13 protein-coding genes and 1 riboswitch are annotated in these 13,207 nt (G+C 73.4%); of the genes, 7 read left to right on the forward strand and 6 right to left on the reverse strand.

All coding sequences use genetic code 11. The features are described from left to right. Positions 1–108 precede the first annotated feature (108 nt). Genes GA0070607_RS09950 through GA0070607_RS09960 form a run of 3 tightly spaced genes read left to right on the forward strand, consistent with a single transcriptional unit; the run spans position 109 to position 2,377 of the window. Positions 109–465: a YciI family protein gene (locus tag GA0070607_RS09950; protein ID WP_231931134.1), complete on the forward strand. Its 357-nt coding sequence runs from the start codon at positions 109–111 to the stop codon at positions 463–465. Next, complete coding sequence (locus GA0070607_RS09955; protein ID WP_089017950.1) at positions 462–1,715, forward strand: RNA polymerase sigma factor; 1,254 nt, start codon at positions 462–464, stop codon at positions 1,713–1,715. Before GA0070607_RS09950 ends, GA0070607_RS09955 begins: the two co-directional genes overlap by 4 nt. 35 nt (positions 1,716–1,750) lie before the next feature. Next, on the forward strand, positions 1,751–2,377 hold the full coding sequence (locus GA0070607_RS09960) for a dihydrofolate reductase family protein (protein ID WP_231931135.1): 627 nt from the start codon (positions 1,751–1,753) through the stop codon (positions 2,375–2,377). A gap of 163 nt (positions 2,378–2,540) precedes the next feature. On the opposite strand, the gene GA0070607_RS09965 is transcribed toward GA0070607_RS09960, so the two are convergent. The 4 genes from GA0070607_RS09965 to GA0070607_RS09980 form a co-directional block, all read right to left on the reverse strand. Beyond that, positions 2,541–2,714 (reverse strand): CsbD family protein, encoded by a 174-nt coding sequence (locus GA0070607_RS09965; protein WP_089017952.1) that lies wholly within the window; start codon positions 2,712–2,714, stop codon positions 2,541–2,543. A gap of 84 nt (positions 2,715–2,798) precedes the next feature. Next, positions 2,799–5,054, reverse strand: coding sequence for a heavy metal translocating P-type ATPase (locus GA0070607_RS09970; RefSeq protein WP_089021758.1), 2,256 nt, complete (start codon positions 5,052–5,054; stop codon positions 2,799–2,801). Positions 5,055–5,066: 12 nt separating this feature from the next. Beyond that, entirely contained in the window at positions 5,067–6,047 is a 981-nt protein-coding gene (locus tag GA0070607_RS09975) for a hypothetical protein (protein ID WP_089021759.1), read from the reverse strand. Between the two features lie 14 nt (positions 6,048–6,061). Further along, positions 6,062–6,271 carry a heavy-metal-associated domain-containing protein gene (locus GA0070607_RS09980; RefSeq protein WP_089017953.1) on the reverse strand — a complete coding sequence of 70 codons (210 nt, stop codon included), beginning with the start codon at positions 6,269–6,271 and terminating at the stop codon, positions 6,062–6,064. Positions 6,272–6,424: 153 nt separating this feature from the next. Here GA0070607_RS09980 and GA0070607_RS09985 point away from each other — a divergent pair, with 153 nt between their 5' ends. Next, the gene (locus GA0070607_RS09985; RefSeq protein ID WP_030329541.1) at positions 6,425–6,721 is read left to right on the forward strand and encodes a metal-sensitive transcriptional regulator; all 297 of its coding nucleotides are present in this window, start codon (positions 6,425–6,427) and stop codon (positions 6,719–6,721) included. 31 nt (positions 6,722–6,752) lie between these two features. On the opposite strand, the gene GA0070607_RS09990 is transcribed toward GA0070607_RS09985, so the two are convergent. Then, a complete protein-coding gene (locus tag GA0070607_RS09990; RefSeq protein WP_089017954.1) occupies positions 6,753–8,846 on the reverse strand; it encodes a heavy metal translocating P-type ATPase in 2,094 nt (697 codons plus the stop codon). A 311-nt stretch (positions 8,847–9,157) separates the two neighbouring features. Here GA0070607_RS09990 and GA0070607_RS09995 point away from each other — a divergent pair, with 311 nt between their 5' ends. Together GA0070607_RS09995 and GA0070607_RS10000 are read left to right on the forward strand one after the other, a co-directional pair. Further along, positions 9,158–10,534 carry a YibE/F family protein gene (locus GA0070607_RS09995; RefSeq protein WP_089017955.1) on the forward strand — a complete coding sequence of 459 codons (1,377 nt, stop codon included), beginning with the start codon at positions 9,158–9,160 and terminating at the stop codon, positions 10,532–10,534. Between the two features lie 166 nt (positions 10,535–10,700). Next, a riboswitch (cyclic di-AMP (ydaO/yuaA leader) is annotated at positions 10,701–10,831 on the forward strand. A gap of 4 nt (positions 10,832–10,835) precedes the next feature. Beyond that, positions 10,836–11,855 carry a coiled-coil domain-containing protein gene (locus GA0070607_RS10000; protein WP_089017956.1) on the forward strand — a complete coding sequence of 340 codons (1,020 nt, stop codon included), beginning with the start codon at positions 10,836–10,838 and terminating at the stop codon, positions 11,853–11,855. A 57-nt stretch (positions 11,856–11,912) separates the two neighbouring features. Here GA0070607_RS10000 and GA0070607_RS10005 read toward each other — a convergent pair whose 3' ends face one another. Beyond that, complete coding sequence (locus tag GA0070607_RS10005; RefSeq protein WP_089017957.1) at positions 11,913–12,632, reverse strand: carbonic anhydrase; 720 nt, start codon at positions 12,630–12,632, stop codon at positions 11,913–11,915. A 199-nt stretch (positions 12,633–12,831) separates the two neighbouring features. Here GA0070607_RS10005 and GA0070607_RS10010 point away from each other — a divergent pair, with 199 nt between their 5' ends. Then, a complete protein-coding gene (locus GA0070607_RS10010; RefSeq protein ID WP_089017958.1) occupies positions 12,832–13,170 on the forward strand; it encodes a helix-turn-helix transcriptional regulator in 339 nt (112 codons plus the stop codon). Positions 13,171–13,207: the final 37 nt, after the last annotated feature.

Raw genomic sequence — 13,207 nt, forward strand, 5'->3', positions numbered from 1 at the left:
GATGTTCTTCGGTAGGCGGTAGGGAACGGAGCTTCGGCTCCGACCCTCCGGTGAACCGCGCCCCGACCGGGGCGCGACCAGGACTCGAGGAGCATCGCCGTGAAGTACATGCTGCTGATCTGGAACCGGCCCGGCTTCACCGAGGAGCTGACCGAGCGGGAGCGCACCGCCCTGTTCGGCGAGGTCGACGAGATCATGAAGGAGCTGACCGAGTCCGGCGAGCTGGTCGGTGGCCAGGCGCTGGCCGACCCGTCGCAGACCCAGACGGTCCGGCTCGCCGGCGGCCACCCGGAAGTCATCGACGGGCCGTTCATGGAGAGCAAGGAACAGTTCGCCGGCTACCTGACCGTCGACTGTGACAGCCCGCAACGGGCCGCCGAGATCGCCGCCCGCTGGCCGGACGTGCGCTTCGGCGGCGCGCTGGAGGTCCGCCCGATCATGGACGAGGCCGGGACGGAGATGTGACCGACGACCGGACGGTCGAGGACCTGCTGCGCACGCTCGCGCCGCAGGTCCTCGGCCTGCTGGTCCGCCGACACGGGCAGTTCGACAGGTGCGAGGACGCTGTGCAGGAGGCGCTGCTCGCCGCCGCGACGCAGTGGCCCGGGCAGGGCGTGCCGGACAACCCGCGCGCCTGGCTGCTCACCGTGGCCACCCGTCGGCTCACCGACGAGTGGCGCAGCGAGCGCGCCCGCCGGGACCGCGAGGTGGCGGTGGCGCTGCGCGAGCCGGCGTACGCCGGGGTGGCGCCGGCGGCCGACGCGGAGCCCACGGTGGCGGACGCCGACGACACCCTGACCCTGCTCTTCCTCTGCTGCCACCCGGCGCTGGCCCCCTCGGCGCAGGTGGCGCTCACCCTGCGCGCCGTCGGCGGGCTCAGCACGGCACAGATCGCCCGGGCGCACCTGGTGCCGGAGGCGACGATGAGCCAACGGATCCGCCGGGCCAAACAGCGGATCGAGGCCGCCGGCGCCCGGTTCAGCATGCCCGCGCCGGCTGAGCGCGACGAGCGGCTGCGGACTGTGCTCCGGGTGCTCTACCTGATCTTCAATGAGGGGTACACCGCGTCCAGCGGGCCGGACCTGCACCGGCTCGAGCTGACCGGCGAGGCGATCCGGCTCGCCCGCGTCCTGCACGGGCTGCTGCCCGGAGACGGCGAGGTGGCCGGGCTGCTGGCGCTGATGCTGCTCACCGACGCGCACCGGGCCGCCCGGGTCGGCCCGGACGGCGAACTGGTGCCGCTGGCCGAGCAGGACCGGACCCGGTGGGATCGGACCGCCATCGAGGCCGGCGTCGCGCTGATCACCGAGGCGCTGACCTGGTCACCGCCCGGCCCGTACCAGCTCCAGGCGGCGATCGCCGCGGTGCACGCCGAGGCGCCGACGGCGGCGGCGACCGACTGGCGGCAGATCGCCGCGCTCTACCGGCTGCTCGCCCGGATCGCACCGAATCCGATGGTCACCCTCAACCAGGCGGTGGCGGTGGCCATGGTGGACGGGCCCGAGGCCGGGCTCGCCCTGCTCGCTCCGCTGGACGCCGACGAGCGGACCGCCGGGCACCACCGGCTCGCCGCGGTCCGGGCCCACCTGCTGGAGCTCGCCGGGCAGCTCGCGGCGGCGCGGGACGCGTACCTGGCGGCGGCCCGGGGCACCACCAGCCTGCCCGAGCAGCGTTATCTGGAGCTGCGGGCCAGTCGACTGGCCGGACCGCGATGAGTTCCGGCGGTGGCGGGAGTCGACGTGGCATGGGAATGGTGAGCAGTCAGTTGTCGATCTCGCTGGACGGGTACGTGGCCGGACCGGACCAGAGCCGGCAGGATCCGCTGGGCCGGGGCGGGCTGCGGTTGCACGAGTGGTTCTTCGGCCTGGACAGCTGGCGGGCGCAGCACGGGCTGACCGGCGGCGAGCGGGGCGTCGACGCCGATCTGGTCGAGGAGCTGACCCGCGACGTCGGGGCGTACGTGCTGGGCCGGCGGATGTTCGGCGGCGGCGACGGCGACTGGGACGAGAGCTGGCAGGGCTGGTGGGGCGACGACCCGCCGTTCCAAACCCCGGTGTTCGTGCTCACCCACCATCCCCGGGCACCGCTGGTGATGCGGGGCGGCACCGAGTTCCGGTTCGTCACCGACGGGATCGGGTCGGCGCTGCGGCAGGCCCGGGAGGCGGCGGGTGACCGGCAGGTGTCGGTCGGCGGCGGCGCGAGCACGGTCCGGCAGTACCTGGCCGCCGGGCTGATCGACACGTTGCATCTGCACCTGGTGCCGGTCCTGCTCGGGGCCGGCGAACGGCTCTTCGACGGAATCGCGCCGCGGCTGGAGCAGGTGGCGGTGGTGGCCGGGCCGACAGTGGCGCACCTGCGCTACCGCGTCCTGCGCTGATCGGGGCACCGGCCCCGGTGGCCGCGAGGCGACCGGGGCCGGCACCCGGGCGGCGGTCGGGAGCGGGAACGGAATCAGGGGATCTCAGGGTGCACCGGGGGCCGGACAGACAGCACGCCGGGCCGGTGAGATCACCGGCCCGGCGTGCGGAGTGCGTCGTACGTCAGCTCTTGAAGGCGTCCTTGATCTTCTCGCCGGCCTGCTTGAGCTTGGCTCCGGCCTGGTCGTTGCGACCCTCCGCCTCAAGCTGCTCGTTGTCGGTGGCCCGACCGGCGCCTTCCTTCAGCTTGCCGGCCGCGTCCTCGCTGGCGTTGTTGATCTTGTCGTCGATACCCATGTGCCAACCTCCATCGCGAGCGTCGCTACGCCACCAGCAGTACCCCTGCCATCGCCGGCCCAACCATCCCGGTCGGCTCCGCCGCTACACCCCGTCAACCGGAGCGGCCGGGCGGAACCGGCGCAGGCGCAGGCTGTTGGCCACCACGAAGACCGAGGAGAGGGCCATCGTGGCACCGGCGATCATCGGGTTGAGCAGCCCGGCGGCGGCCAGCGGCAGGGCCGCCACGTTGTAGCCGAAGGCCCAGAACAGGTTGCCCCGGATGATGCCGAGCGTGCGGCGGGAGAGCCGGATGGCGTCCACCGCGGCGTCCAGGTCGCCCCGGACGAGGGTGAGGTCGGACGCCTCGATCGCCACGTCGGTGCCGGTGCCCATGGCCAGCCCCAGGTCCGCCTGGGCCAGTGCCGGCGCGTCGTTGACCCCGTCACCGACCATCGCCACCGACCGCCCCTCAGCCTGGAGACGCTTGACCACGTCGACCTTTCCGGCCGGCAGCACCTCGGCGATCACCTCGTCCACGCCGACCTCGGCGGCGACGGCGCGGGCCACTGTCGTGTTGTCCCCGGTCAGCAGGACCGGGGTGAGCCCCAGGGCGCGCAGCCGGGCCACCGCCGCCCGGCTGGTCGGCCGGACCACGTCGGCGACCGCGAGCACACCCCGGGCCCGCCCGTCCCAACCGGCGACGATCGCCGTCCGACCTGTCGCTTCCGCGTCGGCGACCGCCCGCTCGACCTCCGGCGGTACGTCGAACCCGCGCTCGCGCAGCAGCCGGAGCCGACCGATCAGCACACTCCGGCCGTCCACCGTGGCGCTGACGCCCAGCCCCTCGACGTTGGCGAAGCCGGTCACCGGGGGCAGCGCCCCGGCCTCGGCGGCACCCGCGGCGACCGCCCGGGCGATCGGGTGCTCGGAGGCGGCTTCGACCGCCCCCGCGAGCCGGAGCAGCTCGGCACGGTCCGCACCGGCCGCCGGCACCACGTCCACCAGGGTCATCCGACCGGTCGTCACGGTGCCGGTCTTGTCCAGCACCACGGTGTCCACCCGCCGGGTCGACTCCAGCACCTCCGGTCCCTTGATCAGCACGCCGAGCTGGGCGCCCCGGCCCGTACCGACCAGGAGTGCGGTCGGCGTGGCCAGGCCGAGCGCGCAGGGGCAGGCGATGATCAGCACGGCCACCGCGGCGGTGAAGGCGGCGGTCGGCCCGGCGCCGGTGCCGAGCCACCAGCCGAGGGTGCCCACGGCGAGCGTGATGACGATCGGCACGAACACGCCGGAGATCCGGTCCGCCAGCCGCTGCACGGCCGCCTTGCCGCTCTGGGCCTGCTCGACCAGGTCGGCCATCCGGGCGAGCTGGGTGTCCCCGCCGACCCGGGTGGCGGTGACGACGAGCCGACCGCCCGCGTTGATCGTGGCACCCACCACGCCGTCTCCCGGGCCGACCTCGACCGGGACCGACTCGCCGGTGAGCATGCTGGCGTCGACGGCCGAGGTGCCCTCGTCGACGACGCCGTCAGTGGCGATCTTCTCGCCGGGGCGGACCACGAACCGGTCACCGACGGCGAGTTGGTCCACCGGGATCAGGGTCTCCACCCCGTCGCGGAGCACCGCCACCTCCTTGGCGCCCAGTTCGAGCAGGGCGCGCAGGGCGGCGCCGGCGGTCCGCTTCGAGCGGGCCTCGAAGTAGCGGCCGGCCAGGATGAACACCGTCACCCCGGCGGCGGCCTCAAGGTAGATGTTGCCGGCGCCGTCGGTGCGGGTGATGTCGAAACGGAACGGGTGCGTCATCCCGGGCATCCCGGCATCGCCGAGGAAGAGCGCCCAGAGCGACCAACCGAACGCGGCGAGGGTGCCCAGCGAGACCAGGGTGTCCATGGTCGCCGCGCCGTGCCGCAGGTTGGTCCAGGCGGCCCGGTGGAACGGCAGCCCGCCCCAGACCACCACCGGGGCGGCCAGCGTCAGCGACAGCCACTGCCAGTAGTCGAACTGCCAGGCCGGCACCATCGCCAGCACGACCACCGGCACGCTGAGCGCCGCCGACACCCAGAGTCGGGTACGCGGGCCACGCAGCGCGTCCACCGGTTCCTCGGCCGTGGACGGCGGGGACGGCAGAGCGGCCGTGTAGCCGGTCTTCTGCACCGTGTCGATCAGGTCGTCCGGCGTGACGCCGTCGACGTACCGGACGGTGGCCTTCTCGGTGGCGTAGTTGACGGTCGCGCTGACCCCGTCCATCCGGTTCAGCTTCTTCTCGATCCGGGCGGCGCAGGCGGCGCAGGTCATTCCGCCGATCGCCAACTCGATCCGGTTCGGCGCCTCGGGCAGCGATCTGCTGGTGGTGGTCATCATCTGGTCCCGTCAGTTGTGCCCGTGCCCGGGGGTGCCGTGGTCGGCGTCCCCGGTCGGCGCGGGTCCGGTCGGGGTGGGATCGCCACCGGTCGTCGGTGCGCCGGTGGGCGGGGTGCCGGCGACCACTGTGAACTCGGCAGTGTGCACCGACCCGCCGTGCCGGAAGTCGAGGTAGAGCCGGTAACTGCCGGCCGAGGGCACCTCGGCGAAGAAGGTGACGGCCGGACCGGGCGGTGTGCGCCCGTCGCCGGGTGTCCCCTCCGGGTGCACGTGCAGGTACGCCAGGTCACCGCGGCGCAGCGCCACGAGATGGCCGTACGCGCCCAGGTAGGGCTCCAGGTCGGTCACCGGCTGCCCGTCCCGGCTGACGGTCAGCGTGAGCGGCGACGTGCGGCCGGGCTGCACCTCGCCGGCCAGGGTGACCGTGTAGCCGTCGACGGTCGTGCTGGTCACCGGCGCGGGCAGCGGCCGTTCGGCCAGCGTTCCGGGGACCGTCACGTCCACACCGAGGGTCAGTGGCTCTCCCCCGGTCGGGGCGAAGTCGGCGAACGCCCGCCACTGACCGGGGCCGGCCAGCGGGGTGGCGACCCGCCAGGTGCCGTCCGGGGCCAGGTCGGGATGCACGTGGCGGAAGCCGGAGAGGTCCCGCCGGGCGACGATGAGATGCATCCGCTTGTCATGCGCCACGTCGAACCGGGTCACCGGTCGACCGTCCGGGCCGCCGATCCGGAAGGCGAACTCGCCGGCCGGCGCGGCTACCGGTTGGAGGGTGTAGCCGCGGTCGGAGACGAGCAGGCCGCCGGGGAGCCGGTCGGCCGCCTCGCCGTGCTCTCCCTGGCCGGTCGGGCCCGGCTGGTGGCCGGCGCCGTCGTCGTGCCGGCTCTCGGCGACCGGGGCGGCGGGACCGGCCACCTGACCGATCCCGTACGCCGCCCCGAACACCGCCGCGAGGCCGAGGGCGAATCCGCCCAGTCTGGTCACCGTGTTCATGCCGGGCCTCTCGATCACGCCTCGACGAGGTCGTAGCCGGCCTCGTCGACGGCGGCCCGGACGACCTCCACGTCCAGCGGCTGGTCGCTGCTGACGGTGACCCGGCCGGAGCCGAGGTCGACCTGAACCTCGCGCACACCGGCGATGGCGCCGACCTCGGCGCTGACCGCGCTCACGCAGTGCCCACAGGTCATGCCCTGCACCTGGTACGTCGTGTTGACCATCGAACCGTCTCCCTCCGCCACCTCCGAGCATATACCCCCCAGGGGTAATTCGAAGGCGGACCTCTGCCCTTGTGTTGTACCGGTACCCGGTGGGGGTATTCCGACAGGAAGGGACAGTACCATACCCCCCAGGGGTAGGCTATCCTGGTCGCCATGACCGCACCCACTCCGATCCGCGGATACACCGCCAGCAAGGACCAGCTGCTCGCGCGGCTCCGCCGTGTCGAGGGGCAGGTCCGGGGCATCGAGAAGATGGTCGACGACGACCGATACTGCATCGACGTGCTCACCCAGATCTCCGCGATCCAGGCCGCGCTGGACAAGGTGGCGCTGGGGCTGCTCGACGGGCACGCGCGGCACTGCATGCACGAGGGCGCCGCCGAGGGCCGGGCCGACGAGATGGCCACCGAGATGATGGCGGCGGTCGGCCGGCTGATGAAGCGCGGTTGAGACCCGGTGACGGCCCGGCCCGACCGGGCCGTCAGTCGGGCTCCGGGTCCAGGCGCACCCCACGCAGCAACTGGGCGTTGAGCGCCACCACGATGGTGGACGCGGACATCAGCACCGCGGCCAGCGCCGGGCTCAACGCCACCCCGGCCGACGCCAGCACCCCGGCCGCCAGCGGCAGCGCCACCACGTTGTAGCCCGCCGCCCAGGCCAGGTTCTGCCGCATCTTGCGGTACGACGCCCGGGAGAGCCGGACCACGGCACCGACCCCGCGCGGGTCCGACGAGGCCAGCACCACCCCGGCGGACTCGATCGCCACGTCGGTGCCCGCGCCGATCGCGATGCCGACGTCGGCGCGCGCCAACGCCGGCGCGTCGTTCACCCCGTCGCCGACCATCGCCACGGTCAGTCCCCGCCGCTGAAGCTCAGCCACCCGGCCGTCCTTCTCCGCCGGCAGCACCTCGGCGAAGACCTCGTCGACTCCCCGCCGGAACCCCAGGTCGGCGGCGACCGCCTCGGCCACCGGACGGGCGTCGCCGGTGATCATGGCGATGGTGCGGACACCCGCGGCGCGCAGCTCGACGATGGCTTCCCGGGCCTCCGGACGCACCTCGTCGGTCAGTGCGAACGCGCCGAGCACGGCGGCCGGCATCCGTACCAGGTACAGCACCGCGGCGCCCCGCGCCGACCACTGGCCGATCGCCGCATCCAACTCGGCCGGGAGCGACAGGCCCAGCTCCCGTACCAACGCCGGCCCGCCCACCGCGTACTCCGTACCGTCGACGGTGGCCTGCACCCCGCGGCCCGGCAACGACCGGAACCCGGCGGCCGCGGCCGGGCCGACGCTCCCGGCCGCCGCCACGATCGCCCGGGCCAGCGGGTGCTCGCTGTCGGACTCCACGCCGGCCGCGATCCGTAGCACCTCGTCCCGCCCGACGCCGGGTGCCGTCACCAGGTCGGTGACCACGTGCTCGCCCCGGGTCAGGGTGCCGGTCTTGTCGAACAGCACAGCGTCGACGGTCCGCATCCGCTCCAGCGCCAACCGGTCCTTGACCAGGATCCCGGACCGCGCGGCCAGTGCGGTGGAGAGCGCGACGACCAGCGGAATGGCCAGTCCGAGCGCGTGCGGGCAGGCGATCACCAGGACCGTGACGGCGCGGACCACCGCCTCGTCGGGCCGGCCGAGCGCGGTCCAGACCAGCACGGTCAGCACGGCGGTGCCGGTGGCCAGGTAGAACAGCGCGGCGGCGAACCGGTCGGCCAGCAGCTGGGCCCGCCCACCGGAGCGCTGCGCCTGCGCGACCATCCGCTGGATGCCGGCGAGCGCGGTCTGCTCGCCCAGCGCCTCGACGCGGACCCGGATCGCCGAGTCGGTGGCGACGGTACCGGCCACCACCCGGCCCCCTGCCGACCGGGCGACCGGACGCGACTCTCCGGTGATCATCGACTCGTCCAGCTCGGCGGCGCCGTCGACGATCCGGCCGTCCGCCGGAACCCGCCCACCGGGCCGGACCAGCACCACGTCGCCGACCCGCAGCTCGGTCACCGACACCGGCTCGACCCGCCCGTCCGCCGCTACCCGCTCGGCATCGTCGGGCAACAACGCGGCCAGTGCCTCGAGCGCGCCCCTGGCCTGACCGATGGCCTTCATCTCCTGCCAGTGCCCGAGCAGCATGATGGTGACCAGCGCGGCCAGCTCCCACCAGAAATCCAGGTCGAAGGCACCCACGCTGGTGGCCAGTGACGCGGTGTAGGCGACGGTGATGGCCATCGCGACCAGCAGCATCATGCCGGGCGCCCGATCGCGGACCTCGCGGACCGCGCCGACCAGGAACGGCCAGCCGCCCCACCAGAACACCACCGAGCCGAGCACGGGCCCGACCCAGGACCGGCCCGGGACGTCCAGCCCGAGGCCGAGCCGGTCCAGCACCAGGTGGCTGGTCAACACCACCGGCACGGTGAGAGCGAGGCAGACCCAGAACCGGCGGCGGAACATCGCCGGGTCGTGACCGGCGTGCTTGTCGTGCTGATGCGGCCCGCCGTCGGCGTGTCGCTGATGGCCACCGGGCCCGGCGTGGCGCTCGTCGCCGGCGGGACGATCGGGGTCGGGCGGTGACGGAGCGGGCATGGCTCCAACATGCCGCTCCGGCAACCGCCACGCGGGCGGTTCGACCACTCCGACACTCCGCCACGACCTGCGTCCCCGGGTCGGGCTGGTTAGCATTCCGACGATGGCCCTCCGGATCCCGCTACGCAGTTGGGCAGAGGTGCCGCCACGCTGTGGCGTCGCCTCCGGCCGACCGGGCCGAGTTCTCACCCTTCGTGATCATGCGGTCGCCATCCAGCGATCCTGCGCGCTCGCCGCCGCTTTCCCGCGGCGGCGGTGAACCGACCGGCCCGTCGGCACGTACCCCGCACCGGATCGTTGGGAGTCTCGCATTGGGTTCCGACCACACCCGCTCCGCTCCGTCCGCCCCGCCCCGGGTGCGACGGATCCTCGTCGCGACGGTGGTGCCCCTCTTCGTCGCGACCGTGGTCGCCGCGGTCGTGCTCTGGCCCCGCGACGGGTCACCGCGGACCGACGGCGGCACGAACGTGCCGCGCTACCACGGCACGGTGACCCGGGTGGTGACCGAGCCGTGCCCACCGGCGGCGCCGGGCCCCGAGGGCACACCGAGCGTCGGGGATGGGCCGTGCGGCACGGTGGACGTCCGGGTGAACGACGGGTCGGCCTCCGGCCAGCGGGTCCAGACACCGGTGCCGGCCGGACCCGGCGCGCCCCGGGTCGAGGTCGACGACGAGGTGATCCTGGTCGAACTGACCGACCCGACCGATCCCACCGCCAGCAGTTGGAACATCGCCGAACACCAGCGCGGCACGCCGCTGCTGTGGCTGGCGGTGATCTTCGCGGCCGCGATCGTCGCGTTCGGCCGGTGGCGGGGGCTGGCCGCGCTGGCCGGCCTGGCCGCGAGCTTCGCCATCCTGCTCACCTTCGTGCTGCCCGGAATCGGCGCCGGCCGGTCACCGCTGCTGGTAGCGGTGGTCGGCGCCGCGCTGATCATGTTCGTGGTGCTCTACCTGACGCACGGGGTCAGCGCGCAGACCTCGGTCGCGGTGCTCGGCACCCTGGGCAGCCTGGTGCTCACCGGCGTACTGGCCACCATCGTCAGCGGTGCCACGCACCTCACCGGCTTCGGCAGCGAGGACGCCACCGCCCTGTCGATGTTCCAGGCCGACGTGGACCTGCACGGCCTGCTGCTCGCCGGGATCATCATCGGCTCTCTCGGCGTGCTGGACGACGTGACGGTCACCCAGGCGGCCACCGTGGCCGAGCTGGCCAACGCCAACCCCGGGTTGACCCGGTTGCAGCTCTACCGGGCCGCGACCCGGGTCGGCCGGGCACACATCGCCTCCACCGTCAACACCATCGTGCTGGCGTACGCGGGCGCCTCGTTGCCGCTGCTGCTCCTGCTCACCGCCGACTCGCGACCGATCGGACAGATCCTGACCAGCGAGTTCCTCGCGCAGGAGATCGTTCGCAGCGGCGTCGCCACGCTCGGGCTGATCGCCGCCGTACCGCTGACCACCGGGCTGGCCGCGATGGTGACCGCAGCCGGCCGGCAGCCCACCGCGCGCGCCGCCGAAGCGCCCGCCCCGCGACCCCAGCCCGACCGCGCCGAGGCACTGGCCGCACTGAGCTTCCCGCGCACGGGTCGGTCCGACCCCACGTCGCCCGACCCGGCGCGGACCACCCCCTCATCCACCGCCACCGACCGGTGGCCAGAGCCGAACAGGAGCACGGATACGGCATGGTGACACTCCTCAACGTGACCGGATGGGGCGTCCGCCCTGAGAACCGCATCACTGGTCACTCAGCGCCATGGCGAAATGACGCTTTTAGTCGGTATCAGGGCGTAGCTCAGCCGGTGGGCTCTCGGGTAACCTCGCTGCCGGTTACCGATGTAGGCGCTAAGCGGCGCCTGCGGTGCCACCGCCCAATCGCCAACCGGCGAGCCGGGAACCCAGGTACGTGGGGTGAATCCGCGACAGCGGTAGGGGCCACTTCCGCCCCGAACCCGTCAGCTAACCCGGTCGGCGGTCGACGGAAGGGAACATTGTGACGGCACCCCTACGCCGCTGGTTGACACCCGTGGTGGCCGTGATCGCCGCACTGACCGTGCTCGCCGGCCCCCTCCCGGCCCACGCCGCCCCGACGACCCCCACACCGTCCGGGCACGAGGAGGACGGCGAGCCCGCGCTGCTCAACGACGTGATCGAGCAGACCAACCGCAAATACTCGGCGGCCAAGTCCAAGCTGAACAAGTCGAAGCAGAAGCAGCTGCAGCTGGCGCTGGAGGTCGACAAGGCCAAGGCCGACCTGGCCGCACTGGCGCCGGAGGTCGGGCAGATCGCCGCCCAGTCGTACCGCACCGGCCGGATCGGCCCGATGGCGATGCTGCTGGAGAGCGAAGCCCCCGACTCGTTCGTCCAACGTGCCGCCGCGCTCGATGAGATGAACATGGTCAACGAGAAGAAGCTCGCCGAGGTCAACGCGGTGAAGGCCCGCGCCGAGCAGGCCAAGCTGGCCCTCGACGTGGAGGTCCGCGAGCAGCAGAAGCAGACCGCCCTGATGGCCAAGGAGAAGCGCGACGCGGACAAGGCGCTCGCCCTGGTCGGCGGGAAGGGCTTCACCGGCGGGCTGGTCTCGGCGACCTCGCCGGTCGCCCGGCTCGGCCCGGGCCGGACCTCCGACGGCGACTGGAAGTCCGAGTCGTGCAGCGAGAACGACCCGACCACGTCCGGCTGCGTCACCCCGCGCACGCTGCACGCGTACAAGGAGGTCAAGCGGGCCGGCTTCAACCGGTTCGTCGGCTGCTACCGATCCGGGGGGCCGTGGGAGCACCCGAAGGGCCGCGCCTGCGACTGGTCCCTGCAGAAGAGCGGCTTCAGCCCGTGGCACAACGAGGACACCCGGACGTACGGCAACAACGTCGCCGCGTTCCTCATTCGCAACGCCGACCGGCTCGGCATCTACTACGTGATCTGGAACCGGCAGATCTGGTTCCCGGCGACCGGCTGGAAGTCGTACAGCGGGCCGTCGAACCACACCGACCACGTGCACATGTCACTGCTCTGACCCACGCGTTCCCTGTCGAGGGCCGTCCCGCGTCACGCGGGGCGGCCCTCGACGCGTTCAGGCTGCGGGCGCGGCGGGCGTGCCGGCGTCGATCGGTACGTCGAGCGTCGTGGCCGGCACGGCGGCCACCGGACGCACGACTCCGGCGGAGAGCCGGTACGACACCCCCACCACCGCGCACCGCCCCCGCGCCACCTCGGCGGCCAGCACGGGCGACTGCCCGAGCAGCGCCTCGACGGTCTGGGCGATGTGGATGTCGACTATGCCGTCGATGTCGTCCACCCCCTCCTCCTCGGCCCGACGCAGGCTGGGCAGCACGGCGTCGACCACCGCGCGCAGGTGCCCCTGGGGCGGGGTGCCGGTGGCCGCCGACTCCCGGGCGGCCTGCACCGCACCACACGAGTCGTGCCCGAGCACCACCACCAGCGGGGTGCCGAGCACGGTCACCGCGTACTCCACGCTGCCCAGCACCTCCGGGCCGGTGGTGTGCCCGGCGGTACGGACCACGAACAGGTCGCCCAGCCCACGATCGAAGATGATCTCGGCGGCCAAGCGGGAGTCGGAGCAGCCGACGATCACCGCGAAGGGGTGCTGCCCGTCGGCCACCGCGGCCCGGTGTCCGGCATCCTGGTTGGGGTGACGGGGTGCGCCGCGGACGAAGCGCCGGTTTCCGGCGGCCAGCTCGGCGTACGCCTGGGCCGGCTCGGTGAGCGCTGGAGTCGGGTCGGCAGTACGCTGCGAACCCGGCTGCCGGCCGGGTGTACCGGGATTGCTCATCCCCGCACCTCTTTCCACGCGTTTGACCTGCTCAACCGACTCATCAGCGGGGCGGCGGCGGGCGCTGGTCCGGGCTCCACGGTCACACGCACCACAAGATGCGTCAAGCTATACGTGATATAGATTTCATACGTTGCCCCTCGGGCCGGTGCTCCGGCGGCGCTCCGGGGGCACGAGGTACGGGAGAGGCGGACCCACGATGGCGAGCTCGGCGACGGCGGCCGGCGACACCGGCGGCCGGAACTGGACGTTCCTCACCAACCACGGGCACGTGCTGCTGGCCATCGGCCGCGACCCCACCGCGCGGCTGCGCGACGTGGCGGCCGAGGTCGGCGTGACCGAGCGGGCCGCGCAGGCGATCGTCGCCGACCTGGAGGCCGGCGGCTACCTGCGCCGCACCCGTGTCGGGCGGCGCAACGAGTACACCCTCAACCCGGCCGGCCACTTCCGGCACCCCGCCGAGGCCGACCGCCAGGTCGGCGCCCTGCTCGCGCTCTTCGCCGAGACACCCGCCCCGGAGGCCGCCCGCCGCGCCTGACCGCAATCGCCGGGCCGTTGCCCGACCGGGACACAGC

Origin of the sequence: Micromonospora coriariae (genome assembly GCF_900091455.1) — a bacterium.
In the GTDB taxonomy this organism is placed as follows: Bacteria; Actinomycetota; Actinomycetes; order Mycobacteriales; family Micromonosporaceae; genus Micromonospora; species Micromonospora coriariae.

Bases quoted from the DNA above. Each gene is read 5' to 3' on its own strand.
- GA0070607_RS09950 (WP_231931134.1), top strand. From the start codon at position 109: ATGCTGCTGATCTGGAACCGGCCCGGCTTCACCGAGGAGCTGACCGAG.
- GA0070607_RS09960 (WP_231931135.1), top strand. From the start codon at position 1,751: ATGGTGAGCAGTCAGTTGTCGATCTCGCTGGACGGGTACGTGGCCGGA.
- GA0070607_RS09965 (WP_089017952.1), bottom strand. From the start codon at position 2,714: ATGGGTATCGACGACAAGATCAACAACGCCAGCGAGGACGCGGCCGGC.
- GA0070607_RS09970 (WP_089021758.1), bottom strand. From the start codon at position 5,054: ATGACCACCACCAGCAGATCGCTGCCCGAGGCGCCGAACCGGATCGAG.
- GA0070607_RS09975 (WP_089021759.1), bottom strand. From the start codon at position 6,047: ATGAACACGGTGACCAGACTGGGCGGATTCGCCCTCGGCCTCGCGGCG.
- GA0070607_RS09980 (WP_089017953.1), bottom strand. From the start codon at position 6,271: ATGGTCAACACGACGTACCAGGTGCAGGGCATGACCTGTGGGCACTGC.
- GA0070607_RS09985 (WP_030329541.1), top strand. From the start codon at position 6,425: ATGACCGCACCCACTCCGATCCGCGGATACACCGCCAGCAAGGACCAG.
- GA0070607_RS09990 (WP_089017954.1), bottom strand. From the start codon at position 8,846: ATGCCCGCTCCGTCACCGCCCGACCCCGATCGTCCCGCCGGCGACGAG.
- GA0070607_RS10005 (WP_089017957.1), bottom strand. From the start codon at position 12,632: ATGAGCAATCCCGGTACACCCGGCCGGCAGCCGGGTTCGCAGCGTACT.
- GA0070607_RS10010 (WP_089017958.1), top strand. From the start codon at position 12,832: ATGGCGAGCTCGGCGACGGCGGCCGGCGACACCGGCGGCCGGAACTGG.